21 protein-coding genes are annotated in these 25,146 nt (G+C 65.3%); 17 read left to right on the top strand and 4 right to left on the bottom strand.

Features of this window, described 5'->3' with window-relative positions; genetic code table 11:
• Positions 1-119: 119 nt before the first annotated feature.
• From ACSQ3Q_RS10450 to ACSQ3Q_RS10395, 12 genes are all read left to right on the top strand, one after another.
• A complete protein-coding gene (locus ACSQ3Q_RS10450) occupies positions 120-2,162 on the top strand; it encodes a bifunctional 3-phosphoshikimate 1-carboxyvinyltransferase/cytidylate kinase (protein WP_436134313.1) in 2,043 nt (680 codons plus the stop codon).
• A gap of 179 nt (positions 2,163-2,341) precedes the next feature.
• Entirely contained in the window at positions 2,342-4,042 is a 1,701-nt protein-coding gene (gene rpsA, locus ACSQ3Q_RS10445) for a 30S ribosomal protein S1 (protein ID WP_436134312.1), read from the top strand.
• A gap of 155 nt (positions 4,043-4,197) precedes the next feature.
• Positions 4,198-4,542, top strand: coding sequence for an integration host factor subunit beta (locus ACSQ3Q_RS10440; protein WP_436134311.1), 345 nt, complete (start codon positions 4,198-4,200; stop codon positions 4,540-4,542).
• A gap of 235 nt (positions 4,543-4,777) precedes the next feature.
• Positions 4,778-5,116, top strand: a complete 339-nt coding sequence (locus tag ACSQ3Q_RS10435) for a LapA family protein (protein ID WP_436134310.1) — start codon at positions 4,778-4,780, stop codon at positions 5,114-5,116.
• Positions 5,106-6,263 carry a lipopolysaccharide assembly protein LapB gene (lapB, locus tag ACSQ3Q_RS10430; protein ID WP_436134309.1) on the top strand — a complete coding sequence of 386 codons (1,158 nt, stop codon included), beginning with the start codon at positions 5,106-5,108 and terminating at the stop codon, positions 6,261-6,263. The genes ACSQ3Q_RS10435 and lapB overlap by 11 nt, the downstream gene beginning before the upstream one ends.
• A 79-nt stretch (positions 6,264-6,342) precedes the next feature.
• A complete protein-coding gene (locus tag ACSQ3Q_RS10425) occupies positions 6,343-6,795 on the top strand; it encodes a ComEA family DNA-binding protein (RefSeq protein ID WP_436134308.1) in 453 nt (150 codons plus the stop codon).
• A 115-nt stretch (positions 6,796-6,910) separates the two neighbouring features.
• Positions 6,911-9,871 (top strand): monovalent cation/H+ antiporter subunit A, encoded by a 2,961-nt coding sequence (locus ACSQ3Q_RS10420; protein ID WP_436134307.1) that lies wholly within the window; start codon positions 6,911-6,913, stop codon positions 9,869-9,871.
• Positions 9,862-10,227, top strand: a complete 366-nt coding sequence (locus tag ACSQ3Q_RS10415) for a Na+/H+ antiporter subunit C (RefSeq protein ID WP_436134306.1) — start codon at positions 9,862-9,864, stop codon at positions 10,225-10,227. The genes ACSQ3Q_RS10420 and ACSQ3Q_RS10415 overlap by 10 nt, the downstream gene beginning before the upstream one ends.
• Before the next feature lie 163 nt (positions 10,228-10,390).
• Positions 10,391-12,106, top strand: a complete 1,716-nt coding sequence (locus ACSQ3Q_RS10410) for a monovalent cation/H+ antiporter subunit D (protein ID WP_436134305.1) — start codon at positions 10,391-10,393, stop codon at positions 12,104-12,106.
• Positions 12,103-12,621: a Na+/H+ antiporter subunit E gene (locus tag ACSQ3Q_RS10405; RefSeq protein WP_436134304.1), complete on the top strand. Its 519-nt coding sequence runs from the start codon at positions 12,103-12,105 to the stop codon at positions 12,619-12,621. Before ACSQ3Q_RS10410 ends, ACSQ3Q_RS10405 begins: the two co-directional genes overlap by 4 nt.
• Positions 12,618-12,896: a K+/H+ antiporter subunit F gene (locus tag ACSQ3Q_RS10400; RefSeq protein WP_436134303.1), complete on the top strand. Its 279-nt coding sequence runs from the start codon at positions 12,618-12,620 to the stop codon at positions 12,894-12,896. Before ACSQ3Q_RS10405 ends, ACSQ3Q_RS10400 begins: the two co-directional genes overlap by 4 nt.
• On the top strand, positions 12,893-13,312 hold the full coding sequence (locus tag ACSQ3Q_RS10395) for a monovalent cation/H(+) antiporter subunit G (protein WP_436134302.1): 420 nt from the start codon (positions 12,893-12,895) through the stop codon (positions 13,310-13,312). The genes ACSQ3Q_RS10400 and ACSQ3Q_RS10395 overlap by 4 nt, the downstream gene beginning before the upstream one ends.
• A 58-nt stretch (positions 13,313-13,370) precedes the next feature.
• Here ACSQ3Q_RS10395 and ACSQ3Q_RS10390 read toward each other — a convergent pair whose 3' ends face one another.
• Positions 13,371-17,033, bottom strand: coding sequence for a hydantoinase B/oxoprolinase family protein (locus tag ACSQ3Q_RS10390; RefSeq protein ID WP_436134301.1), 3,663 nt, complete (start codon positions 17,031-17,033; stop codon positions 13,371-13,373).
• Between the two features lie 79 nt (positions 17,034-17,112).
• Positions 17,113-17,643, bottom strand: a complete 531-nt coding sequence (locus ACSQ3Q_RS10385) for a winged helix DNA-binding protein (protein ID WP_056165302.1) — start codon at positions 17,641-17,643, stop codon at positions 17,113-17,115.
• Positions 17,644-17,829: 186 nt separating this feature from the next.
• Here ACSQ3Q_RS10385 and ACSQ3Q_RS10380 point away from each other — a divergent pair, with 186 nt between their 5' ends.
• From ACSQ3Q_RS10380 to ACSQ3Q_RS10360, 5 genes are all read left to right on the top strand, one after another.
• Complete coding sequence (locus ACSQ3Q_RS10380) at positions 17,830-18,846, top strand: TRAP transporter substrate-binding protein (protein ID WP_436134300.1); 1,017 nt, start codon at positions 17,830-17,832, stop codon at positions 18,844-18,846.
• Positions 18,847-18,854: 8 nt separating this feature from the next.
• On the top strand, positions 18,855-19,391 hold the full coding sequence (locus tag ACSQ3Q_RS10375; protein WP_436134299.1) for a TRAP transporter small permease: 537 nt from the start codon (positions 18,855-18,857) through the stop codon (positions 19,389-19,391).
• Between the two features lie 306 nt (positions 19,392-19,697).
• A complete protein-coding gene (locus tag ACSQ3Q_RS10370; protein WP_436134298.1) occupies positions 19,698-21,008 on the top strand; it encodes a TRAP transporter large permease in 1,311 nt (436 codons plus the stop codon).
• Between the two features lie 306 nt (positions 21,009-21,314).
• A complete protein-coding gene (crcB, locus tag ACSQ3Q_RS10365; RefSeq protein ID WP_436134297.1) occupies positions 21,315-21,701 on the top strand; it encodes a fluoride efflux transporter CrcB in 387 nt (128 codons plus the stop codon).
• A 100-nt stretch (positions 21,702-21,801) separates the two neighbouring features.
• Complete coding sequence (locus ACSQ3Q_RS10360; protein ID WP_436134296.1) at positions 21,802-22,665, top strand: TIGR00730 family Rossman fold protein; 864 nt, start codon at positions 21,802-21,804, stop codon at positions 22,663-22,665.
• 72 nt (positions 22,666-22,737) lie between these two features.
• On the opposite strand, the gene ACSQ3Q_RS10355 is transcribed toward ACSQ3Q_RS10360, so the two are convergent.
• Positions 22,738-23,712 carry a FecR family protein gene (locus ACSQ3Q_RS10355; protein ID WP_436134295.1) on the bottom strand — a complete coding sequence of 325 codons (975 nt, stop codon included), beginning with the start codon at positions 23,710-23,712 and terminating at the stop codon, positions 22,738-22,740.
• A gap of 20 nt (positions 23,713-23,732) precedes the next feature.
• Entirely contained in the window at positions 23,733-25,070 is a 1,338-nt protein-coding gene (locus ACSQ3Q_RS10350) for a surface lipoprotein assembly modifier (RefSeq protein ID WP_436134294.1), read from the bottom strand.
• Positions 25,071-25,146: the final 76 nt, after the last annotated feature.

The following is a 25,146-nucleotide window of genomic DNA, read 5'->3' as shown; positions in this document are numbered from 1 at the left end:
AGTTGCTGAGGGCGTGAAAGGCGCGTGGGCACTTTGGCTGCTGAATGCTGCCGGCTGACTTGGGTCTCTGGCCCTAGGCCGCTTAATTGCTCTTTGAGCGCAATGGACGAACCACACTGATGTACAGCACCGCATTCCTAGACCTGCCTCCGTTGCAAGCCGCTGCCGGCGAAGTGCATCTGCCGGGCTCCAAAAGCATCTCCAACCGCGTGCTGTTACTGGCAGCTCTGAGCCACGGCACCACCGCTGTTCACGACCTTCTCGCGTCGGATGACACACGCGTGATGCTGGACGCGCTGCGCGAGATTGGCTGCACGGTCGAGGAAGCCGGCACCACGGTCCACATCACCGGCCTGGGGGGGCGCGCACCCCACTCGCCGGCCAAGCTTTTCCTGGGCAATGCCGGCACGGCCATGCGGCCGCTCACGGCGGCACTCGCGCTGCTGGGCGGGGAGTTCGAACTGTCGGGCGTTCCCCGCATGCACGAGCGCCCCATCGGCGACCTGGTGGATGCCCTGCGCCAACTGGGCTGCGCGATTGATTACCTGGGCAACGACGGCTACCCGCCGCTGCGCATCGCACACGCCAGTGGCGTGCCCCCGCTGGCCGTGGCAGCGCCCATCCGTGTGCGCGGCGACGTGTCGAGCCAATTCCTCACCTCGCTCCTCATGGCACTGCCGCTGGCGGCGGGCACGCAACCCGTTGTGATCGACGTGGTCGGCGAGTTGATATCCAAACCGTACATTGCCATCACGCTGGAGCTGCTCGCGCGTTTTGGCATCGAGGTAAAGCATGAGAACTGGCAACGGTTCACCATCGCGGCGGGCAGCCGGTACCAGTCGCCCGGCAGCATCCATGTCGAGGCCGACGCCTCTTCTGCTAGCTATTTCATAGCACTAGGTGCAATAACATCCAGCACTGACGGCCAAAAAGGCATCAAAATTCAAGGTGTCGGGCTGGATTCGATCCAAGGCGACATCCGGTTCGTCGAAGCCGCCCGCGCCATGGGTGCCGTGGTCACGGGTGGCCCCAACTGGCTGCACATCCAGCGCGGCGAGCCGGGCCAGGGCTGGCCGCTCAAGGCCATCGAGCTCGACTGCAACCACATCCCCGACGCCGCCATGACGCTGGCCGTGATGGCGCTGTACGCTGAAGGCACCACCACGCTGACCAACATCGCCAGCTGGCGCGTGAAAGAAACCGACCGCATCGCCGCCATGGCCAACGAACTGCGCAAGCTGGGCGCCACCGTGGAAGAAGGGGCGGATTTCATCCGCGTGACACCACCTGCCCAGGTGCAGGACTGGAAAGCCGCCAGCATCCACACCTACGACGACCACCGCGTGGCCATGTGTTTCTCGCTCGCCGCCTTCAACCCGGCAGGCGTTCCGGTCCGCATCGAGGACCCGAAATGCGTGGCCAAGACCTTCCCGGAATACTTTGAGGCGCTGTTCTCGGTCGCAGCCACTGCGACCGATCACGTCCCCGTGATTTGCATCGATGGCCCCACCGCTTCCGGCAAAGGCACGGTGGCGGCGGCGGTTGCACAGCGCCTGGGCTACCGGTTTCTGGACTCGGGCGCGATGTACCGCATCACCGCACTGGCCGCCCTGCGCGCAGGCCTGGCCATCGATGCTGCGCACGAGCCGCGCATTGCCGCCATGGCTCAGACGTTGCCGGTGCGCTTTGAAAGCGGCCGGGTGTGGCTTGGCAGCGACGATGTCACCGAAGCCATCCGCACCGAAGAAGCCGGCATGAACGCGTCACGCGTGTCCGCCCTGCCCGCCGTGCGCGAGGCGCTGGTCGACCTGCAGCACAGCTTTCGGCGCCTGCCGGGGCTGGTGGCCGACGGCCGAGACATGGGCACGGTGATCTTCCCCGAAGCCCCTTTGAAGGTCTATTTGACGGCCAGCGCCGCTTGCCGCGCTGAACGGCGCTATAAACAGTTGATTTCAAAGGGTTTTTCGGCTAATATCGAAGACCTTCGCGCGGATCTGGAAGCACGCGACGCCCGGGACAGTTCCCGCAGCGTCGCACCTCTCAAGCCTGCGCAGGACGCTCTGGTCCTGGACAACTCCACCTTGACGATTGATGAAGCCGTCGATCAGGTGTTGGCCTGGTGGCAAGAGCGCCAGCCCTTCGCAGCCTCTGCGCAGAGCTGACCACGTGGGGCCTTCGGGCTCCAGGCAAGCCGAAAGGCCTTGCCACAGGCCCACACAGCTGCTCTCGCGCGCCAGCGCACAGGTTGTGTGGATCGATAACCTAACCCGCGGTTTTACCGCAAAAAACCACCGCAAGCAGCTATAAAAACAGTAGCAATAGTGCTAGTGGAATCCTGTTTGTGGCAAGGAAACACATGTCCGAATCTTTTGCCGCCCTTTTTGAAGAATCTTTGACGCGCACGGAAATGCGCCCAGGTGAAGTCATCACCGCTGAAGTCGTGCGCGTTGAGCACAACTTCGTGGTCGTGAACGCTGGCCTCAAGTCCGAAGCCTACGTGCCGCTGGAAGAGTTCAAGAACGACAAGGGCGAAGTCGAAGTCCAAGTGGGTGACTTCGTGTCGGTGGCCATTGGCTCCATCGAAAACGGCTACGGCGACACCATCCTGTCGCGCGACACGGCCAAGCGTCTGGCTTCGTGGATGAGCCTGGAAAAGGCCCTCGAATCCGGCGAATTCGTCACTGGCACGACCAGCGGCAAGGTCAAGGGCGGCCTGACCGTTCTGGTCAACGGCATCCGCGCATTCCTGCCCGGTTCGCTGATCGATACGCGTCCGATCAAGGATCTGACGCCGTACGAAAACAAGACCATGGAATTCAAGGTCATCAAGCTGGACCGCAAGCGCAACAACGTGGTGCTGAGCCGCCGCGCTGTGGTGGAAGCCTCCATGGGCGAAGAGCGCGCCAAGCTGATGGAAACCCTCAAGGAAGGCTCCATCGTTCAAGGCGTGGTCAAGAACATCACCGAATACGGTGCGTTCGTGGACCTGGGCGGCATCGACGGCCTGCTGCACATCACCGACATGGCATGGCGCCGTGTGCGTCACCCTTCCGAAGTGGTGACGGCTGGCCAGGAAATCACGGCCAAGATCCTGAAGTTCGACACCGAAAAGAACCGTGTCTCGCTGGGTCTGAAGCAAATGGGCGACGACCCATGGATGGGCGTGAACCGCCGCTACCCCCAGAGCACGCGCCTGTTCGGCAAGATCACGAACATCGCCGACTACGGCGCATTTGTGGAACTCGAACCCGGCATCGAAGGCCTGGTGCACGTGTCTGAAATGGACTGGACCAACAAGAACATCGCTCCCGCCAAGCTGGTTTCGCTGGGCGACGAAGTCGAAGTCATGGTTCTGGAAATCGACGAAGACAAGCGCCGCATCAGCCTGGGCATGAAGCAGTGCAAGGCCAACCCATGGCAAGAATTCGCCCAGGACACGAAGCGCGGCGACCGCGTCAAGGGTCCTATCAAGTCGATCACCGACTTCGGCGTGTTCGTGGGCCTGGCTGCCGGCATTGACGGCCTGGTTCACCTGTCCGACCTCTCGTGGAACGAAGCCGGCGAAGCCGCGGTTCGTAACTACAAGAAGGGCCAGGAAGTGGAAGCCATCGTGCTGGCCGTGGACGTGGACCGTGAACGCATCTCGCTGGGTATCAAGCAGCTCGACGGCGACCCATTCACCACGTTCGTGACCGTGAACGACAAGGGCCAGACGGTGACCGGCAAGGTCAAGACCGTGGACGCCCGTGGCGCTGAAATCGACCTCGGCGAAGACATCGTGGGCTACCTGCGCGCTTCGGAAATCTCCCGCGATCGCGTGGAAGATGCCCGCAACGTGCTCAAGGAAGGCGACGAAGTCACTGCTGTGGTGGTCAATGTGGATCGCAAGACCCGCAACATCCAGCTGTCGATCAAGCAAAAGGACATGGCTGACGAACAAGGCGCCATGGCCAACCTGAGCCAGCAATCGAGCCGCGAAAGCGCCGGCACGACCAGCCTGGGCGCCCTGCTGCGTGCCAAGCTGGACAACTCGGAAAAGTAAAGCGCTGACCCGTCAACGAGCCTCTGCGCGATGATTCATTCGTGCAGCGGCTTCGTCTAACGGTCAGACAGCGGGCGCCTCGGCGCCCGCTCTTTTTTTGAAGAAGACGAGACAACCACTTGCCCCCGGGCAGCCTGCCTATGTCCCAAGACTCCATGACCCGCTCAGACCTGGTTGAAGAACTGGCCGCCCGCTTTGGCCAGCTCACCCACCGCGATGCCGAATACGCCGTCAAGACCATTCTGGACGCCGTGGGCGAGGCGCTGGTGCGCGGGCACCGCATCGAGATCCGGGGATTTGGCAGCTTCTCCGTCAACCACCGCCCTCCCCGCATGGGCCGCAACCCCCGCAGTGGCGAAGCCGTGGCCATCCCGGAAAAGCGTGTGCCGCATTTCAAACCCGGCAAGGCGCTGCGCGAAGCCGTCGACAAGCGCACTGCGGAGATGGAAGAACGTGCCAGCCCGGCCAAGGTCGAAGAACAGTCAAAATTGATAGCATAAAGCGCTTATACAACAAGCGCTGGCAGCCTTTTTGATTCAAGTTTGATCCCCTCAAAGCTTTTTGGAGCGCTTCGTGGCGCCCTCTCAAGCTCCTTTCAAGCTCGTTCAAGCGCCCCTGACACGGCCCGACAAGGCCCGTGCACCTCCGCCGACATCGAGTGACACCGCCCACCAAGGCCATGCCCCAAAAGTCCCCGAGCAGGCTCTTAGAATCGCCCCACCACTGGGGACACCGATGAAATATCTCCTGTGGCTGCTCAAGGCAGCCATTTTTTTTACCCTCTTCGCTTTCGCGCTGAACAACCAGCAGGACGCGACCGTGCATTTTTTCTTTGGCACCCAATGGCGCGCGCCCCTGGTGCTGGTGGTGCTGACCGCCTTTTCAGCCGGACTGGCGGTGGGTGTGCTGGGCATGGTGCCGCGCTGGTGGCGCCACCGCGCAGCCGCGCGGCGTGCACAGGCAACCACAGCGAGCAGCAGTACTGCGCCCCTGGCCGCTGCCACGCCGGCCGCCCACAGCACACCGCCCGCCCCTCCTCCACCGCCCGACCTGCCTTCCGTCCATGGAATTTGACCTGACCTGGATCCTGCTGGGCCTGCCCGTTGCGTTTGTGCTGGGCTGGCTGGCATCGCGCTTTGACCTGCGCCAGTTGCGCGCCGAAAACCGCCGCGCGCCCAAGGCGTATTTCAAGGGCCTGAACTTCCTGCTCAACGAGCAGCAGGACCAGGCCATTGATGCTTTCATCGAGGCTGTGCAGAACGACCCCGACACTTCGGAGCTGCACTTCGCTTTGGGCAACCTGTTTCGCCGCCGCGGCGAGTACGACCGCGCGGTGCGCGTGCACGAGCACCTGCTCTCGCGCGGCGACCTCTCCCGCACCGACCGCGAGCGCGCCCAGCATGCCCTGGCCCTGGACTTCCTCAAGGCTGGCCTGCTCGACCGCGCGGAAGACGCTCTGCACCGGCTGGAAGGCACGCCCTTCGAAGCCCAGGCCCGCATGGCGCTGCTGGCCATCTACGAACGCTCGCGCGACTGGCCCCACGCCGCCACCATTGCCCGCAAGATGCACGACGCCGACCAGGGCGACTTCAGCACGCGCCAGGCGCACTACCTTTGCGAGCAGGCCTTGGCCCTCAGCAGCCAGGGCGATTTGACGGGCGCGCAGGCGCTGCTGGAGCAGGCAGTTTCTGCCGCGCCCGAGGCCGCCCGTGCGCGCATCGAGCTGGCCCGGCTGCAGCGCATGATGGGCCGGCCCGCGGAGGTGCTCACCACGCTGCGCACCCTGGGCGAGCGCAACCCCGCGGCACTGCCGCTGGCAGCCCCCATGTTGGTCGAGGCCGCCAACGCCACCCAGCGTGTGCCCGAAGTGAAGGCGCTGCTGCAGGCCCACTATGCGCAGGCGCCATCGCTGGATGTGCTGGAAGCCATCGTCGCCATGGAAACCGCCGACGAGGCCACGCGGGACACTGCACGCCAGCGCTACGTGCAGCACCTGGACAAAGAGCGCTCGCTGGTCGCTGCCGCCAAATGGCTGGCCGGCGAGAAGCTGGAGCACGAAGAATTCCACCCCCAGGTGCAGCGTGCACTGGAGCATGCAGTCAAGCCCCTGACCCGCTACCGCTGCGCTGCGTGCGGCTTCGAGGCGCGCCAGCACTTCTGGCAGTGCCCCGGCTGCCAGACCTGGGACAGCTACCCCGCGCGCCGGGTCGAGGAACTCTGAACCACCGCCGTGCCTGCGCCGCCGTGAGCGCCCTCGTTTCCCTCTGGTCGCCGCCTCCCCACCGCTCAAGGAATCCACCATGCTGAAGAAACTGCTCGCCCTCTTCACCACCCTCCTGTGGGCCGCGGTTGCGTTGGCTGCTGTGGATGTGAACACCGCGACCGAGGCCGAACTTGATGGGATCAAGGGCATCGGCCCAGGGCTTTCGAGCCGGATCCTTGAAGAGCGCAAGACCGCCCCGTTCCAAGACTGGAGCGACTTCGTCGGCCGCGTGGGCGGCGTGGGGCACAAGAGCGCGGTGGGTTTCTCCCAAGAAGGTCTGACCGTCAACGGCAAGAAGTTCAGCGCAGCGGCGGCTGCGAAGGCCGAAGCGAAGAGCGCCAAGAAACACGCCCGCAGCACCCCGGCTACCGACCGCAAGACCCCGGTCGCCACGACAGGCAACGATGCGGCAGCGCCAGCCGCAACCCCGACGGCACCCGCGGTGCCCGCCCCATCCGCGCCTGCCGCCGCCAGCGCTACCAAAAACTAAGCAAGCCTCGCAAGCTGCAAGCCGGCCCCAGCGGGCTGGTTGTTTTGCGCCGCGTCCGGCCCGACAGCAAGGGCCCGGCAGGGTCTTTCGGGCTGCGCCCTAAAATTGTTCGCGCATGCCCCTGATCACGCTCATCCTTCTTCCCTTCATCGGCAGCCTGTTGGCCGCCTTGCTGCCGGCCAACGCGCGCAATACCGAGTCGACGCTGGCAGGGCTTATTGCCGTGGTCTGCACCGTGCAGGTGGCGCTGTGTTTCCCCCAGATCGCAGACGGCGGTGTGCTGCGGCAAGACATCGCGTGGCTGCCCGCACTGGGCCTGAACCTCGTCATCCGCATGGACGGCTTTGCGTGGATGTTCTGCATGTTGGTGCTGGGCGTGGGCAGCCTGGTGGTGCTGTACGCGCGCTACTACATGTCGGCCGCCGACCCGGTGCCACGTTTCTTCGCGTTCTTCCTGGCCTTCATGGGTGCGATGGTGGGCGTGGTGCTGTCGGGCAACATCATTCAGCTGGCGTTCTTCTGGGAGCTGACCAGCCTGTTCTCATTTTTGCTGATCGGCTACTGGCACCACCGCAAGGACGCACGGCGCGGGGCGCGCATGGCGCTCACCGTCACGGGCACAGGTGGCCTGGCCATGCTGGCCGGCATGCTGGTGCTGGGCCACATCGTGGGCAGCTACGACCTTGACCACGTGCTGGCCGCTGGCCAACTCATCCAGAGCCACTCGCTGTACACCACCGCGCTGGTGCTGGTGCTGCTCGGGGCGCTCACCAAAAGCGCGCAGTTCCCCTTCCACTTCTGGCTGCCACACGCCATGGCCGCGCCCACGCCGGTGTCGGCCTATTTGCACTCGGCCACCATGGTCAAGGCGGGCGTGTTCTTGCTGGCGCGCCTGTGGCCTGCGCTGGCAGGCACCGAGCAATGGTTCTGGCTGGTGGGCGGTGCGGGCCTGTGCACGCTGCTGGTGGGCGGCTACGCGGCCATGTTCCAGAACGACCTCAAAGGGTTGCTCGCCTACTCCACCATTTCGCACCTGGGGCTCATCACGCTGCTGCTGGGCCTGAACAGCCCGCTGGCTGCTGTCGCGGCGGTGTTCCACATCATGAACCACGCGACCTTCAAGGCGTCGCTCTTCATGGCGGTGGGCATCGTCGACCATGAAAGCGGCACGCGCGACATTCGTCGGCTTTCGGGCCTGCGGCGCACCATGCCCATCACCGCCACGCTGGCGATGGTGGCCAGCGCCGCCATGGCCGGCGTGCCGCTGCTCAACGGTTTCCTGTCCAAAGAAATGTTTTTTGCCGAGACCGTGTACGTCAACACCACGCCGTGGCTTGAATGGCTGCTGCCAGTGGCGGCCACGGTGGCCGGCGTGTTCAGCGTCGCGTATTCACTGCGCTTCACGGTCGACGTGTTCTGGGGCCCGTCTGCAACCGACCTGCCCCGCGACCCTCACGAGCCCCCGCACTGGATGCGCGTGCCGGTCGAGCTCCTCGTACTGGCCTGCCTGGTAGTGGGCGTGCTGCCCGGGTGGTCCGTGGGCGCGTACCTGGCTGCCGCGGCGCAACCGGTGGTGGGTGGCGACTTGCCCACTTACAGCCTGGCGGTCTGGCACGGTTTCAACACACCCTTCGTGATGAGCCTCATCGCGCTGGGCGGCGGCATAGCGCTGTACGCCTTGCTGCGCAGGCAGCGCCAGAAGGGCGCTGTGGACGCACCACCGCTCATGCACCGCATTAGCGGGCAGCGCGTGTTCGAAGTCACACTGACCACCCTCACCCAGGCCGGCCGCCACGGCCGCCGAATGCTGGGCACGGACCGGTTGCAGTGGCAGATGCTCTGGCTGGTGAGTGCGGCGTTGCTGGCCTGCATCGTGCCGCTGTGGTCGCGCGGCTTGCCGATTGGCGAGCGCGCGCTCTTGCCGCTGTCGCCCGCCTTTGCGCTGCTGTGGCTGCTGGGCGCGCTGTGCGCCATGGGGGCCGCCTGGCAGGCCAAGTACCACCGGCTTGCGGCGCTGACTTTGCTGGGGGGCTCGGGTCTGTGCGTGTGCCTGACCTTCCTGTGGTTCTCGGCCCCAGACCTTGCGCTCACGCAGATCGTGGTGGAGATCGTGACCACCATCCTCATCCTGCTGGGCCTGCGCTGGCTACCACGGCGCGACGAGGCGCTGCGCAAGCCCACGCTGGCCGAAGAGCGCCGCACCCAGTTGCGCCGCTACCGTGACATGGCGCTCGCATTGGCGGCGGGTGCTGGCATGGCCCTGCTGTCTTTTGCCATGATGAGCCGGCCCTTCCCGGACAGCACCTCGACCTTTTTCCTGGAAAACGCATTGAGCCAAGGCGGCGGCACCAACGTGGTCAACGTGATGCTGGTGGACTTTCGCGGCTTCGACACCTTTGGCGAGATCGTAGTGCTGGGCATCGTGGCACTGACGGTGTATGCGCTGCTGCGGCGCTTCCGCCCGGCGCGTGAGGTGATGGACCTGCCGCCCCAACAACGCGCGCTGCCCGCAGATGTGGACACCGACCTGTCCAACCCGCGCCAGACCGCCGACACCGCCGTGGGCTACCTCATGGTGCCCGCCGTGCTGGTGCGGTTGATGCTGCCGTTCGCCACGCTGGTGTCGATGTACCTCTTCATGCGCGGGCACAACGAGCCCGGTGGCGGCTTTGTGGCGGGGCTGGTGTTCTCGGTCGCGCTGCTGCTGCAGTACATCGTCTCGGGCACATCGTGGGTCGAGGCGCACTTGCCCCTGTACCCACGCCGATGGATCGGCGTCGGCTTGCTGGTCGCGCTGGCCACCGGCCTGGGCGCCTGGCTGTGGGGCTATCCGTTCCTGACCAGCCACACGGCCCACCTGCACCTGCCCTTCGTGGGCGAAGTGCACGTGGCCAGCGCATTGTTCTTCGACATCGGCGTGTTCACCCTGGTGGTGGGCTCGACCATGCTCATCCTCACCGGCATCGCCCACCAGTCGGTGCGCAGCCACCGCTACAACAATGCGCGCTCGGCAGATGAAGACCTGGCCGCTGAAGCGCCGGCCGTCGCAACGCAAGGAGAAGGCCCATGGAACTGATACTGGCCCTGGCCATCGGCGTGCTCACCGGTTCGGGCGTGTGGCTGCTGCTGCGGCCCCGCACCTTCCAGATCATCATGGGGCTGTCGCTGCTGTCGTACGCGGTCAACCTCTTCATCTTCAGCATGGGCCGCCTGGGCCTGGCGATCGACAAGGAGCCTGTGCTGCAGGCTGGCCTGCCCAAGGACCTGGCGCACTACGCCGACCCCATGCCCCAGGCGCTCACGCTTACCGCCATCGTGATCGGCTTTGCGATGACGGCGCTGTTCCTGGTGGTGCTCCTGGCATCGCGCGGCATGGCCGGCACCGACCATGTGGATGGTGCCAGGGCCAAGGATGCGCAGGAGATGCCTTGATGTATTTCGGACACCCCCCTGAGCGGCTTCGCCGCTTCCCCCCGCTCTCGCAGCGCTGCGCGCTGCGGGCAGGGGGACGCAACCCTCGCTGCGGGGCGGCCCTTGCTTGGCTGCCCTCGCCTGGGGCGCGCCAGTTTTGTGCGCAGCGCGTTGGACGACCCACATGACATCCATCCAAATGCTGCTGGAGCGGCTCATGCCGCACCTGATCCTCGCGCCTATTGCGCTGCCCCTGCTCACGGCGGGGCTCATGCTGCTGCTGCGCGAGGAGCGGCAGCGCACCAAGGTCACGCTCAATATTGTGTCGACGTTCCTCGGCCTGGTGGTCGCTGTGCTGCTGCTGGTGCAGGCCAAGGCCCCTGGCATGGACAACAGCCTGGGCGTATACCTGCCCGGCAACTGGCCTGCGCCCTTTGGCATCGTGCTCGCTGTCGACCGGCTGTCGGCCATGATGCTGGTGCTCGCCAGCACCGTGGCACTGGCCACCGTGCTCTTTTCGGCGGCGCGCTGGCACCGGGCGGGGGTGCATTTCCACCCGCTGTTCCAATTCCAGCTCATGGGGCTGGCGGGTGCGTTCCTCACGGCCGATTTGTTTAACTTATTCGTGTTCTTCGAGATCATGCTGGCGGCCTCGTACGGGCTGCTGCTGCACGGCTCGGGCCGTCCGCGCGTGTCGGCGGGGCTGCACTACATCGCAATCAACCTTGCGGCCTCGTCGTTGTTTCTCATCGGCGTGTCCATGCTGTATGGCATCACCGGCACGCTCAACATGGCCGATCTTGCACAGAGCATTCAGGGTGTGGCTGCGTCTGACCGCGGCCTGTTGCATGCGGCAGCGGCCGTTCTGGCCGTGGCCTTTCTCATCAAGGCCGCCGTGTGGCCGCTCAACTTCTGGCTGGTGCCCGCCTACAGCGCGGCCACTGCGCCGGTGGGCGCATTGTTTGCACTGATGACCAAGGTGGGCGTGTACAGCGTGCTGCGGCTGTGGACCCTGCTCTTCGGTGCCGAGGCCGGCGAGTCGGCCCAGTTTGGCAGCCAGTGGCTAATTGGTGGCGGCATGCTCACCATGGCGTTCGGTGCTATTGGCATGCTGGGCTCGCAGCGGCTGGGGCATCTGGCGGGTTTTGCCGCCATCGTCTCTTCGGGTTCCCTGCTCGCAGCCATGGGCTTTGGGCAGAACCTGCTGACGGCGGGGCTGCTGTACTACCTGCTCAGTTCTACGCTGGCAGTCAGCGCGCTGTTTTTGCTCACCGATTTGATCGACCGTTGGCGCAACGATGGCTCCAACCTTGCCGGCTACGAACAGACGGACGACGCACCGTTTCTCTCGGCAGACTTGGTGCCCACTGAAGGCATCAACCTCGACGACCGCGAGGAGGCGCTCATCGGTCAGGTGATTCCGGCCGCCGTGGCTTTTCTGGGCCTCGCTTTCATGGCCTGCACACTGGTCATTGCAGGCTTGCCGCCTCTGCCCGGTTTTGTCGGCAAGTTCGCCATGGTCCATGCCCTGCTCAACCCGCTGGGCCTGGGCTCCTCGCAGGGCCTTCAGCCAGGCGTCGCGGGCTGGGGCCTGGTGGCGCTGCTCATCGGCTCCGGGCTGCTCGCGCTGCTGGCCCTGACCCGCGCCGGCATCCGCCATTTTTGGGCGGCGCACGACCGCAGTGCGCCCAAGTTGCTGGTGCTTGAGGGCCTGCCCATTGCCCTGCTGCTTGCCGCCTGCGGCGTGCTGGTGTGGCAGGCAGGCGCCGTGATGCGCTACACGCAGGCCACTGCCGATGCCCTGCATGCGCCGGCAGGCTATGTGCGGGGCGTGATGACGGCGCAGCCGATACCCAATCCGCCCAAGCCTGCTGCAACACCGGGAGGCAGCACGCCATGAAGCCGTCGCGAATGGCCCCACGGCCGCTCAAACGCTTGGTACCCGCGCCGCTGCTGTCCCTCGCGCTGCTGGGCCTGTGGCTGCTGCTCAACCGCAGCCTGAGCGCGGGGCACTTCGTGCTGGGTACTGTGCTGGCGCTGGCCATTCCGTTGCTCACTGCCGGCCTGCGCCCTTTGCCGGTGCGCATTCGCAAGCCCGGCGCGGTGCTGCGACTGGCACTGACGGTGATGGCCGACACCACAAAGTCCAACCTGTCCGTGGCGCGATTGCTGTTGGCCCCGGGCCGGCGGCGGCACCCCTCGGGCTTTGTGCACATTCCGCTGGATGTGCGCGACCCCAATGCGCTCGCCGTGCTGGCGATGATTGTCTGCATCACACCGGGCACGGCATGGGCCGAGCTGTCTCTCGACCGCAGCATGCTCATGCTGCACGTGCTGGAGCTGGACGACCCGGCGGCTGTCATCGCGGATGTGAAGCAGCGCTACGAAGCCCCTTTGATGGAGATTTTTGAATGACTCCAGTGCTCAGCTGGGCCTTGCCTTTGGCCCTGTTCATGCTCGCGCTTGCCATGGGCTGCGCGCTAATCCGTTTGCTCAAAGGCCCCTCGGCCCAGGACCGCGTGCTGGCGCTCGACTGCATGTACCTGAGCGGCATGCTGGTGATGCTGGTGCTGGGCCTGCTGTACGGCAGCAAGAACTACTTCGAGGCCGCGCTGCTGCTGGCGCTGTTCAGCTTTGTGGGCTCCATGGCCATGGCCAAATTTCTGCTGCGCGGCGAGGTGATCGAATGACGGACGCCGCCACCACCCTGCCCTTGTGGCTCGAGATCATCGTGGCCGTGCTGGTGCTGTCGGGCGCGGGCCTAGCGTTGCTCGGCTCGTCGGGCCTGCTGCGCCTGCCCACGTTTTTTGAGCGCGTGCACGCGCCGTCCATCATCGCCACGCTGGGCTGCTGGCTGATCATGCATGGCACGGTGCTGTACTTTTCGGTGGCCGACCGCAGCCTGGCGCTGCACGCGCTGTTGATCGCCGTGTTCGTGGCGATCTCGGTGCCCATCATGTCGATCTTCTTGATGCGCGCCGCACTGTTCCGCGCACGGCAAATGGGCCACCCGCCGGTGCCGCCCGCGCTGAGCCAGGCGAGGTTAGACGCAGAGCCCGCGGCACAAGCTGATGCCGGTGTGCCAGCCGCCCCGCGCGACCTTTAGCTCCTAATTTGATAGCTTCTAGCGCTTGTATATCAAGCGCTAGAGGCCATTTCGGCTCTTACTTTTGGCCCACAGTGCCAAAGCCACCGCCCCCGGGCGTGTGGATCTCGAACACATCGCCGGGCAACATCTCGGCCTGGCCGATGTGGTCCAACAGCTCGGTCTGCCCATTGCTGCGCACCACCTTGTTGATGCCCACCGCACCCGCACCGCCGCCCGCCATGCCGAACGCGCCATGGTGGCGGCCGTTCGACAAAATGCTGGCCGTCATCGGCTCCAGGAAACGCACGCGGCGCACGCCGCCGTCGCCGCCCTTCCACTGCCCGCTGCCGCCCGAACCCTTGCGGATCTCGTAGCCTTCCAGCCGCACCGGAAAACGGAACTCCAGGATCTCCGGGTCCGTGAGCCGCGAGTTGGTCATGTGGCACTGCACCACGCTCGTGCCGGCAAAGCCGCCTGTCAGCTGGCCTGCCGCATCCCACACGCCACCCGCACCGCTGCCGCCCGAGATGGTCTCGTAGTACTGGTACTTGGCACTGCCGAAGGTGAAGTTGTTCATGGTGCACTGCCCCGCTGCCATCAGCCCCAGCGCACCGTACAGCGCGTTGGTGATGCAGGTGGAGGTCTCCACATTGCCCGCCACCACCGACGCCGGCGGGTTGGGGTTGAGCATGCTGCCCGGCGGGATGATGACCTTGAGCGGCTTCAAACACCCCGCGTTGAGCGGAATGTCGTCCTGCACCAGCGTGCGGAACACGTACAGCACCGCGGCCATGCACACCGCCGTGGGCGCGTTGAAGTTGTGCGTCTGCTGCGGGCTGGTGCCGGTGAAGTCGATCTCGGCGCTGCGGCTGGCCGCATCCACACGCACCGCCACGCTGATCTGAGCGCCGTTGTCCAGCGGCAGCGTGAACTGCCCGTCCTTCAAGCGTGTGATCACGCGGCGCACGGACTCCTCGGCGTTGTCCTGCACGTGGTTCATGTACGCCAGCACGACATCAAGGCCGAACTCGCCCACCATGCGGCGCAGCTCCTGCTGGCCCTTTTCATTCGCGGCGATCTGCGCGCGCAGGTCGGCCATGTTCTGCTGCGGGTTGCGTGACGGATATTCCCCGCTTTCCAGCAACGCGATCATCTCCGCCTCGCGCAGCACACCGCGCTCGACCAGCTTCACGTTGTTGATCTGCACGCCCTCTTCCTCGATGCGCGTCGAGAACGGCGGCATGGAGCCGGGCGTGATGCCGCCCACATCCGCGTGGTGGCCGCGGCTGCCCACGTAGAAGGTGGGCTCGGCGTTGTCCTGCAGATAGACCGGCGTGATCACCGTGATGTCGGGCAGGTGCGTGCCACCGTGGTACGGGTCGTTGAGCACGAACACGTCGCCCGGCTGCATGCGGCCCGCGTTGTCACGGATGACCGTCTTGATGCTCTCGCCCATGGACCCCAGGTGCACCGGCATGTGCGGCGCATTGGCGATCAGGTTGCCGGCCGTGTCGAACAGCGCGCAGCTGAAGTCCAGGCGCTCCTTGATGTTCACCGAGTACGCCGTGTTCTGCAGCTGCAGGCCCATCTGCTCGGCGATGTTCATGAACAAGTTGTTGAACACTTCGAGCAGCACCGGGTCCACCGTGGTGCCCACAGCGTGCTGCACGGCGCGCGCCACGGTGCGGTCGAGCAGCAGATGGTCCAGGTCGGTCAGCTGCGCCTGCCAGCCGGGCTCGACGATGGTGGTAGCGTTCTTCTCGGCAATGATGGCCGGGCCGGGGATCACGTCGCCAGGGCGTTGGTCCTCGCGCACCACCAGCCGGGCGCTGTGCCACGCGGGCACGCCATCGACACCGCCGGTGTACATGCGCACCATGCCGCGGTGCGGTGTCTCCCGCGCTGGCTGCAGCGGGTGGCGCGGCTCCACGGGCGCATCGCCGGGCACCACGGCCTCGACCGACACGGCCTCCACGACCAAGCCCTTGCCCTGCATGAGGAACGCGAAGCGCTGGCGGTAAGCGCTTTCAAACGCCGCGGTGATCTCGGCCTGCGAACCGAAGGGGACGATGAGCGCCGAGTCGCTGCCTTCGTAGCGCACATGCACGCGCCGGTGCACCACGGCCGTGCTGCTGCCGGCCTGCTGGCGCTCCAGTTCGGTGCGCGCGGTGGCGGTCAGTGCGTCGAGCGTGGCTTCGATGCCCGGCAGCGCATCGGGCGCCAGCTTGATTTCGACCGCCTGTTCGCGGATCACATTCTGGTCCGCCAGGCCCATGCCATAGGCACTGAGCACACCGGCCAGCGGGTGCACGAACACCCGCGTCATGCCCAAGGCGTCGGCCACCAGACACGCGTGCTGGCCGCCCGCGCCGCCAAAGCACTGCAGCGTGTAGCGCGTGACGTCGTAGCCGCGCGCCACGCTGATCTTCTTGATGGCGTTGGCCATCTGCTGCACGGCGATCTGGATGAAACCGTGGGCCACGTCCTCTTGCGAGCGGCCGCTCTGCACCGCCAGCTGCGCGAACTTCTGCGCCACCACGTCGCCGTCGAGCGCCTCATTGGCCGCATGGCCGAACACGTGCGGGAAGTGCGCAGGCTGGATCTTGCCGACCATCACGTTCGCGTCCGTCACGGCCAGCGGGCCGCCGCGGCGGTAGCTGGCCGGGCCGGGGTTGGCGCCCGCGCTCTCGGGCCCCACGCGAAAGCGCGCACCGTCAAAGCCCAGGATAGAGCCGCCGCCTGCGGCCACGGTGTGGATGCTCATCATGGGCGCGCGCATGCGCACGCCGGCCACCTGGGTCTCGAACTCGCGCTCGAAAGACCCCGCGTAGTGGCTCACATCGGTGGACGTGCCGCCCATGTCGAACCCGATGACCTTCTCGTGGCCCGCCAGCTCGGCAGTGCGCGCCATGCCCACGATGCCACCCGCCGGGCCGGACAGGATGGCGTCCTTGCCCTGGAAGGTGCCCGCATCCGTGAGGCCACCCGACGACTGCATGAAGAACAGCTTGACCCCCGGCATCTCGCTGGCCACCTGGTCCACATAGCGGCGCAGGATGGGCGAGAGGTACGCATCCACCACCGTGGTGTCGCCGCGGCTCACGAACTTCATCATCGGGCTGGTCTCGTGCGAGCTGCTCACCTGCGTGAAGCCCGCCTCGCGCGCGAGGCGGGCTGCGGCCTGTTCGTGCGCCGTGTAGCGGTAGCCGTGCATGAACACGATGGCCACGCTGCGCAGGCCTGCGTCGTAGGCGGCCCACAGGCGCTCCTTGAGGTGCGCCTCGTCCAGCGGCTCGATCACCTCGCCCTGCGCGCCCACGCGCTCCTGCGCCTCGATCACGCGGCTGTAGAGCAGCTCGGGCAGCACGATGTGGCGGTCGAACAGGCGCGGGCGGTTTTGGTAGGCAATGCGCAGCGCGTCCTTGAAGCCCCGCGTGGTGATGAGCAGCGTGGGCTCGCCCTTGCGCTCCAGCAACGCGTTGGTGGCCACGGTGGTGCCCATCTTCACGCACTCGACCTGGGCAGGCGTCACGGGTTCGCCGGGCTTCAGCCCCAGCAGGTGCCGTATGCCGGCCACCGCCGCGTCCTTGTACTGCTCGGGGTTTTCGGACAGCAGCTTGTGCGTGACCAGCGTGAACTTGCCGTCCGCCTCGGGCCGCCGGCCCACCACATCGGTGAACGTGCCCCCGCGGTCGATCCAGAACTGCCAGCGGGACATGGGGGATGGTTGGTAGGACATATTGCTACGTTTTTTATAGCTATAAATGCTTGCTAATCAAGCGCTGGAGCACATTTTTAATCAAGAAAACGCTTCGCCATCACAGCGAAGCGGCCGAGCGCGCCGCTTGGTCGTACATGCCTGAGAGCACACGCAGCAACCGGGCCAGCTCACCGATGTCGCGGTTCAGCGAGTCGTCGGCGTGCAGCGCATCGATGAGGCAGCTCTCGCGGATCTCGCGGTAGCGCTGCACGTACGCGCGGCCCACGTCGGTGGCGGCATAGGTCACTTCCTTGCCGTTTTTCTGCGACGCCACCACGCCCAGGTTCTGCAGTTTCTTGAGCGCGTAGTTCACTAGGTGGGTGTCTTCCACATTCATGATGAAGCAGATGTCGGCCAGGCGTTTGTCGCGGGCACGGTGCGTGACGTGGTGCAGCACCAGCACGTCCAGCGGCGTGAGGTCCTTGAGGCCCGCGGCCGACATGCAGTGCGCCACCCAGCGGTGAAAGGCGTTGCCCGCGACGATGAGCCCGAACTCGAACTCGCTCAGCTCCGCACTTTGCGCCGACACGAGGTGCGCAGACGACACGATGGGGCCGGAATCGCCCTTGGCCTTGGACCCAGATTTCATGATGGACAGCGCACCTTGATGAGGAGGAAAAACTGGCACGGGATATGCAAGCCATTGTAGGCAGCATGACAATGATTTGTTGGCAATTTGTCAGCGTTTAGGCAAAACACCTATGTCGCCACGGATGGTTTTCGTTACAGTCGCCGACAGTCCCTCACCCCCACGTCCCCCTTTGCGGAGCACCCCATGAAGCGTCGAATCCTCACTGCCACTGCACTCGGCCTGGCCCTGGCCTTCGGTTTCACCGCCACGTCGGTCATGGCGCAGACCAAATGGGATTTGGCCGCCGCCTATCCCGTGAGCAACTTCCACACCGAGAACCTCATGCAGTTCGCCAAGGATGTGGATGCAGCCTCGGCCGGCAAGCTCAAGATCACGGTGCACGCCAACGCATCGCTGTTCAAGGCCAACGAAATCAAGCGCGCCGTTCAGGGCGGGCAAGCCCCGGCCGGCGAAGTGCTGCTGGGCAACTTCGAGAACGAGAACCCGCTGTACGGCGTGGACGGCATCCCCTTCCTGGCCACGTCGTATGCCGACTCCCGGCGTCTGTACGAAGCGCAGAAGGCATCGCTGGACAAACTGCTGGGCACGCAAGGCATGAAGCTGCTGTACGCCGTGGCATGGCCGCCGCAGGGCATTTATTCGAAGAAAGAACTGGCGTCCGTGGCCGACCTGCGTGGCATCAAGTGGCGCGCGTACAGCCCCGCCACCGCCAAGATCGCCGAGCTCATCGGTGCGCAGCCGGTGACCATCCAGGCCGCAGAGCTGTCGCAGGCGCTGGCCACGGGTGTGGTCGAGGCGACCATGACGTCTGGCTCCACTGGCTACGACAGCAAGATCTACGAAAGCATCAAGCTCTTTCACGACACGCAGGCCTGGCTGCCCAAGAACGCGGTCATCGTGAACAAGAAGGCGTTTGACGCGCTGGACAAGCCCAGCCAGGACGCCTTGCTCAAGGCCTCGGCCGAGGCCGAATCGCGTGGCTGGAAGCTCAGCGAAGAAAAGACCGAGTGGTACAAGAAGGCGCTGGTCGAAAAGGGCATGAAGATCGTCACGCCCGCGCCCAAGCTCATGGCCGACATGCGCCAGGTGGGCGAAATCATGCTGGCCGACTGGCTCAAGAAGGCTGGTCCGGACGGCGAAGCCATCATCGCCGCCTACCGCAAGGGCGCGCCGGCCGCAACCGCCCCGGCCAAGAAGTAAAGCCAGCAATGCTGCGCCGCTGGCTCGACCGCATCTACCTCGCCGCAGGCGCCCTGGGCGCCGCATTCATTGCGCTCATCTGCATCCTCATGATCGCGCAGAGCATCATGCGCGAGCTCGGCCTGCGCACCGGCGCCATCAACGACATCGTGGCCTGGTTCTGCGCGGCGGCCGCCTTCTTTGCGATGGCACACGCGTTCAAGCATGGCGACTTTGTGCGCGTGACGCTGCTGCTCGAAAAGCTGCCACCGCGCCGCTGCCGCCAGCTAGAGGTGGTGTCGCTCGCCATCGCCTCGGTGGCCGTGGGCTACCTCATGTGGGCGGCCTGCAGCTACACGTATGAGAGCTGGGAGTTCAACGACATCGCCCAGGGCCTGCTGCCCATGCCGCTGTGGATTCCGCAGCTGAGCTTTGCGATCGGCTCGGTGCTGCTGTGGGTGGCGGTGGTGGATGAATTCATCATCGTGCTGCGCGGTGGGGTGCCGACCTTCGTGCGGGCGGTCGAGGAACGCCATGCCAAGGGCGACTTCTCATCTGACATTTGACTCCCCCTGAGGCGCTACGCGCCTTCCCCCTGAGGGGGACGCCTCCGGTGGCCCGGCGGAGCCGGTTCCACGGTGGCGCTGGCATTTGGGGCGCGCCAGTTTTTGCGGATTGTGGGGACGTGGCGCGGAGTTATTGCGTCGGCATCCTTGAACTGGAGCCAAACCGTTCGGGCTGAGCGTGTCGAAGCCTTGCGTAGCGCTTCGACAAGCCCAGCGTGAACGGTTCCAGTGGATGGATGCCGAATCAACATTTGCGGATAACAACAGGCTGCACGGGTGTTACGCCCATGGCCCAGAAAGTTCGATATGGATATCTTGATGGTGGGTGGCGTGTTGCTGCTGCTCATGCTGGTGCTGCTGTCCGGCGGCGTGTGGATTGCGATGACGCTGGCGATCTGCGGGTGGGTAGGGCAGGCGTTCTTCACGTCCACGCAGCCAGCCAAGAATTTGTTCTCGGCGTTCTGGGAGAGCAATGCGAGCTGGGAGCTGGCCGCGCTGCCGCTGTTCATCTGGATGGGCGAAATCCTGTTTCGCACCAAGCTCAGCGAAGAGATGTTCGAAGGCCTGCGCCCCTGGCTCAACCGCGTGCCGGGGCGGCTCATGCACACCACCATTCTGGGCTGCGGCATCTTCGGGTCGGTGTCGGGCTCGTCGGCCGCAACGTGCGCCACCATCAGCAAGGTGGCCCTGCCCGAGCTGATGAAGCGCGGCTACGACGAGAAACTGGCGCTCGGTTCGCTGGCCACGGCCGGCACACTGGGCATTTTGATCCCGCCGTCGATCACCATGGTGGTGTATGCGGTAGCGGCCGATGCTTCGATCATCCGCATCTTTCTGGCAGGCTTCCTGCCGGGCATTTTGCTGATGCTGCTGTTCTCGGGCTACATCGGCTGGTGGAGCCTGCGCAACCCCGACAAGGTGCCCGCGGCCGATCCGCCCTCCACACTGCGCGAGAAGATCCGCAAGTCCGGCAACCTGATCCCCGTGGGCGTGCTCATCGTCTTCATCGTCACCGTGCTTATCACCGGCTACGCCACCGCCACCGAATGCGCGGCCTACGGCGTGGTGGGATCGCTGGGCCTGGCACTGTGGAGCCGGTCGCTCACCTGGCAGAACTTCAAGGACGGGCTGATGGGCACCACGCGCACCAGCTGCATGATCATGTTCATCCTGGCGGGCGCGGCGTTTCTGACCAAGACCATGGCCTTCACGGGCATCCCGCGCGAGCTGGCCGAGTGGGTCAACGCGATGCAGCTGTCGCCGTTTGCGCTGATCAGTGTGCTGGTGGTGGTGTACCTGGTGTTGGGCACTGCGCTCGACGGCATCAGCATGATCGTGCTGACCAGCGCCGTGGTGCTGCCCATGATCCAGCAGGCCGGGTTTGACCTGATCTGGTTCGGCATCTTCATCGTGCTGCTCGTTGAAATTGCCGAAGTCACGCCACCGGTGGGCTTCAACCTCTTCGTGTTGCAGAACATGACGGGCAAGGACAGCAACACCATTGCGCGCGCCGCGATTCCGTTCTTCCTGTGCCTGGTGGTGTGCATCGCGATCATCACCGTGTTTCCGCAGGTCGTGACCATCCTGCCGGACCTGGTGATGGGTAAAGAGAAGTAGTCGCCTCACGGGGGCTCGCTTTCACATCGTCAGCGCCACCTCCAGGACCGTTCAGGCTGAGCCTGTCGAAGCCTCGCGCGGCGCTTCGACGAGCTCAGCGTGATCGGCTGTTTGCTTTTGAATGAGCGTTGATGGGATTACCAGCCCTGGTGTTCCACCAGCGCCCCAGCGCTGCAGAGTGGCCCGCAAGAATGAACACGGAACATGGGACCGGCTGGCCTCAATGAGTGGGCCCCATAGCGTGCAGCAATCCGCGCGATCTCATCGGCCACAATACTGCCCATCGTTTTTCTGGAGTGGCCACCCATGCTCGCAGTCGTAGGAATCTGCCTCGGTGCCAGCCTTGGCGCCCTGGCGCGTTGGCGGCTGGGTGTGTGGCTGAGCACAGCGGGCGCGCTGATGCCCTGGGGCACCCTGGCCGCGAACCTCATCGGTGGTTATTTGGTAGGAGTGTGCGTGGCCGTGTTCCAGGCCCTGCCCCAGCTCGACCCTGTGTGGCGCCTGGCACTGGTCACCGGTTTTCTGGGCGGCCTCACCACGTTCTCCAGCTTCTCGGCCGAAGTGGTCGGCATGCTGCAACAGCAGCGCTACCTGCTCGCGCTCGGCACCACGGCAGTGCACTTGCTCGGGTCGCTCGCACTCACCGTGCTGGGCATGCACACCGCTACACTTTTGCTAGCAGCACGCGCTTGATCCTGCGCGATAATCAAGCGCAAAGCCAGCCATTCACCCGTTCAACCTTACGGCCGACTTGGTCCCTTGCGACTAGCCGACCGCGTTTTCCTGCTCTGCCATGGACGCCAACACCCAACTCAATGAACGCCGCCTGGCCGATGCCTGGGCCGAGCTGCAAAGCCACGCCGCCAACGGCAATCCGCTGCACGCCGATGCCTACCGCCTCGCGTTCGCCGACCCCGAATTTTTGTTCCGCCGCGAAACACGCGGCATCCGCTTTCAGCTCGAGATGCTCAAGCCCGATCTGGGCCAGATGGAGCAAGGCATCGAGAACACCATCGTGGTGTATGGCAGCGCCCGCTTCATTGCACCCGACGAGGCCGATGCGCAGTTGCTCGAAGCCGAAGCCAGCGGCGACGAGGTGCGCCTGCAACGCGCGCGCCTGGCCGTGCGCAACGCCAAGTACTACGACCTGGCCCGCCAGTTCGCGCGCGTGGTGGCCGAGCACAGCGAACGCCAGCAGCCCGCGGACCGCATCTACATCTGCACCGGCGGCGGCCCCGGCATCATGGAAGCCGCCAACCGCGGCGCCCACGATGTAGGCGCGCTCAACGTGGGCCTGAACATCGCCCTGCCCCACGAGCAAAGCGGCAACCGCTTCATCTCGCCCACGCTGAGCTTCAAGTTCCACTACTTCGCGCTGCGCAAGATGCATTTCATGATGCGCGCAAAGGCCCTGGTCGCCTTCCCCGGCGGCTTCGGCACGCTCGACGAGCTGTTCGAGGTGCTCACGCTGGTGCAGACCAAAAAGGCCAAGCCCGTCCCTATCGTGCTGTTCGGCACCGACTACTGGAAGCGGCTTGTCAACTTTGAGGTGCTGGTCGAAGAAGGCACGATCTCGGCACAGGACCTCGGTCTTTTCCACTACACCGACGATCCACAGGAAGCCTGGGATTTGATCAAGTCGTTCTATCAGTTGTGATCTGCGGCCCTGGTCGGGGTGTCGACCAGGGCCGCGAATTGACGGCTTTTTAGAGGCCGTCGATGGTCAGCCTTACCGGATCACCGGCGGTGGAGGCGGCACTGCAATCGGCGGCAACACGAGGATCGGGCGCACGATGGGTGGCAGCGTGAATATCGGCGGCCGCGTCGTCGGTGGTGGGGTCGGCGTGGTGGTGGCAGGTGGCGGAGGCCTAGTTGTGGGGGGCTGCGTCGGCGTCCCAGTGACGGGTGGCGGCGGCACCGATGGCGGGTTGCCGGGGTCCGGGGGCGGCACGGGGACCGTGGTCGCAGGTGGCGGCGGTGGTGGGGGGACCGTAGGCACCGGAGGGACCCCGGTAACTGGCGGCGGAGTCGGTGTAGGCGGAGCCGTCACCAATTGAGCGCGGCCATCGATCTGCTCACCCACCATAAACGGCACGGGCGGCGGCGGCATCGGCAGCACCGCGCGGGTGTGCGTGTACAGCGGCAGCTGGCTGCTAGAAACCACACGCACTGACTCGCCGGCCTTCACGCCCACACACCCCGCCTCGGTGCACACCTCGATTTCATCCTGTTCGCCGGAGACCACCAACTCCCCCTCTGCGTTGAACCCGATCAAAAACGCCGAGCCGCGGATGCCGACCACCGCGGTGGGCGTCGTGACCTTGTAGTTGCTTGCGTCGCGCTTGCCAATCAAGCCTGTGATGGCGCGCATGCCCCCACGCAGCAGGTTCACCGCGAAATGGTCTTGTGTTGCGCTGCCAGCGTCCGCATACCGTGTCACCGTGAACTGTGAGTCGGGGTACAGCGCCACCAGACCGCCGTCTGAAAAGCGGATCTGCGCCCGGCCGGATGCACCGGTCACGATGACGTCACCGCTCTCTATTTCGACGCCTTTTACTGCTGCCGATTCGGTAGCGCCTCGGCGCAGCTGCACCTCGCCCGTCGCAAACTGAACCAGGCCTGCGGCAGCGAGGCCCTGCAATGGCCACGCGGCGGCCGCGGCCATCCACAGCGCCAGTCGGGATGAAGGAAATTTGGACTGCATCACGGACTCCCAGAACCTGATCAAAACTCGCGCCGCACGGTGACCGAAAACACCCGGCGGTCGTAGTCCGTGATGGGCAGCGTGGAGGTGTTGCGTGTGATGGCCCACTGTGGCGTGATGCGCCAGCCCGGTGTGGGCAGCCACGACAGCCCGACCACCCAGTGCGTCTGGCGGTCACGCCGCGTGACGCCGAAGAATGGGTCCGTGGCGCCATAACGGCGGCGCTCGTGGTGCAGGTGGGTAAACGCCGCCCAGTCGGCACTGACAGCCCACTGCAGCCCAGCACGCACACCCGCCAAGCGGTGCCCGAGCTGGTCAACATCCGCGGCCCTGGGTTCGTCCTGTCCCGCGTACAGGCCGGCGTAATACAGGCTGCCGTTGCGCAGCACGTGCACATACGACGTGCCGCCCACGGTACGGCGGGAGTCGCGCAGGGACTGGGTTGGATAGCGCAGTTCCTGCACCTGCAGGAAGGTGTCCCACTGGCGAAACCCGTCAATGCGGTAAATCCACTCGCCCAAAGCGCCGCCGATATTGCGCAGCGTGTCGCCGTCCAGCCGGTACGTGCCACCTTGCGCGCTCAGCATCCATTCGTGGCGTTCGATGCGGTAGGCCACGCCGGCGCTGGCATCCAGCTGGGTGCTGTCGTACGGCTTGCCGGCGTCCGAATATCCGCGCATCTCCGCGGTGGTCGCACCGATCAGGGACCAGCGGGCGTCCAGCACCTGGCGCCCGCGGAGGTTGCCTTGCACGGCAGCAAACGACGCACGCTGCGCGTTGGCCCCCGGCGCCAGGGCCCAGGCAGGTGTGCCGGGCGGGGACAGCGCAGGTGCATTCAGGTCCGGACCGGCGTTGACGTTGGAATCGCGGCCCACCGTGAGTTCGAGGTGGCCCTTCCAGGTGGAGCGCCCTTCGTGTCCCATGCGGTCGTACGACACCAGAAACTGATCGATGCTGAGCGCCGCGTCTACCGGGATGCCCCCGGCTCGCACGCGCTCCGACACGGCGTTGGCACCCTTTTTGTCGCCCACGGCATGCAGTGCGCGACCCAGCTCCCAAGCCGCCTCGGCATTGGCTGGCTGTGCGATCACTACGCGGTCCCAGGCCAGAACGGCCCGGCTGTATTGGCCCGCAGCATGGGCGGCGCGGCCCATTGCGGCGTCGAATGCCGGGTCGCCGGCACGGCTGGCCTCTTCGGTATCCAGCAATTCGAAGGCGCGCTGCGCGTCCCCTTGGTGCATCAGCGCCTGTGCTTTGTTCAGCACCTCGTCGGCATGGAGAAAAGACCCGGGGGCTGCCACCAGGAATGGCACCACGGCCAGGCAGCGCGCACGCCGGGACCAGGTTGGAACGCTCATGTCAGCCCCCTCTTCGTTGGCAGGAAATCTACTCCTTTTTGCCCGGTTTGCTCAGCCCCGTTTGCCCTAGGGTGGG

Source organism: Acidovorax sp. LjRoot129, assembly GCF_964253765.1.
GTDB lineage: Bacteria > Pseudomonadota > Gammaproteobacteria > Burkholderiales > Burkholderiaceae_C > Acidovorax.
This window is presented reverse-complemented; position numbering and strand designations above follow the sequence as displayed.

Bases quoted from the DNA above. Each gene is read 5' to 3' on its own strand.
- ACSQ3Q_RS10370 (WP_436134298.1), top strand. From the start codon at position 19,698: ATGGATATCTTGATGGTGGGTGGCGTGTTGCTGCTGCTCATGCTGGTG.
- ACSQ3Q_RS10390 (WP_436134301.1), bottom strand. From the start codon at position 17,033: ATGTCCTACCAACCATCCCCCATGTCCCGCTGGCAGTTCTGGATCGAC.
- ACSQ3Q_RS10380 (WP_436134300.1), top strand. From the start codon at position 17,830: ATGAAGCGTCGAATCCTCACTGCCACTGCACTCGGCCTGGCCCTGGCC.
- ACSQ3Q_RS10385 (WP_056165302.1), bottom strand. From the start codon at position 17,643: ATGAAATCTGGGTCCAAGGCCAAGGGCGATTCCGGCCCCATCGTGTCG.
- ACSQ3Q_RS10410 (WP_436134305.1), top strand. From the start codon at position 10,391: ATGACATCCATCCAAATGCTGCTGGAGCGGCTCATGCCGCACCTGATC.
- ACSQ3Q_RS10450 (WP_436134313.1), top strand. From the start codon at position 120: ATGTACAGCACCGCATTCCTAGACCTGCCTCCGTTGCAAGCCGCTGCC.
- ACSQ3Q_RS10435 (WP_436134310.1), top strand. From the start codon at position 4,778: ATGAAATATCTCCTGTGGCTGCTCAAGGCAGCCATTTTTTTTACCCTC.
- ACSQ3Q_RS10425 (WP_436134308.1), top strand. From the start codon at position 6,343: ATGCTGAAGAAACTGCTCGCCCTCTTCACCACCCTCCTGTGGGCCGCG.
- ACSQ3Q_RS10355 (WP_436134295.1), bottom strand. From the start codon at position 23,712: ATGCAGTCCAAATTTCCTTCATCCCGACTGGCGCTGTGGATGGCCGCG.
- crcB (WP_436134297.1), top strand. From the start codon at position 21,315: ATGCTCGCAGTCGTAGGAATCTGCCTCGGTGCCAGCCTTGGCGCCCTG.
- ACSQ3Q_RS10350 (WP_436134294.1), bottom strand. From the start codon at position 25,070: ATGAGCGTTCCAACCTGGTCCCGGCGTGCGCGCTGCCTGGCCGTGGTG.
- ACSQ3Q_RS10400 (WP_436134303.1), top strand. From the start codon at position 12,618: ATGACTCCAGTGCTCAGCTGGGCCTTGCCTTTGGCCCTGTTCATGCTC.
- lapB (WP_436134309.1), top strand. From the start codon at position 5,106: ATGGAATTTGACCTGACCTGGATCCTGCTGGGCCTGCCCGTTGCGTTT.
- ACSQ3Q_RS10420 (WP_436134307.1), top strand. From the start codon at position 6,911: ATGCCCCTGATCACGCTCATCCTTCTTCCCTTCATCGGCAGCCTGTTG.
- ACSQ3Q_RS10360 (WP_436134296.1), top strand. From the start codon at position 21,802: ATGGACGCCAACACCCAACTCAATGAACGCCGCCTGGCCGATGCCTGG.
- ACSQ3Q_RS10375 (WP_436134299.1), top strand. From the start codon at position 18,855: ATGCTGCGCCGCTGGCTCGACCGCATCTACCTCGCCGCAGGCGCCCTG.
- ACSQ3Q_RS10395 (WP_436134302.1), top strand. From the start codon at position 12,893: ATGACGGACGCCGCCACCACCCTGCCCTTGTGGCTCGAGATCATCGTG.
- ACSQ3Q_RS10440 (WP_436134311.1), top strand. From the start codon at position 4,198: ATGACCCGCTCAGACCTGGTTGAAGAACTGGCCGCCCGCTTTGGCCAG.
- ACSQ3Q_RS10405 (WP_436134304.1), top strand. From the start codon at position 12,103: ATGAAGCCGTCGCGAATGGCCCCACGGCCGCTCAAACGCTTGGTACCC.
- ACSQ3Q_RS10415 (WP_436134306.1), top strand. From the start codon at position 9,862: ATGGAACTGATACTGGCCCTGGCCATCGGCGTGCTCACCGGTTCGGGC.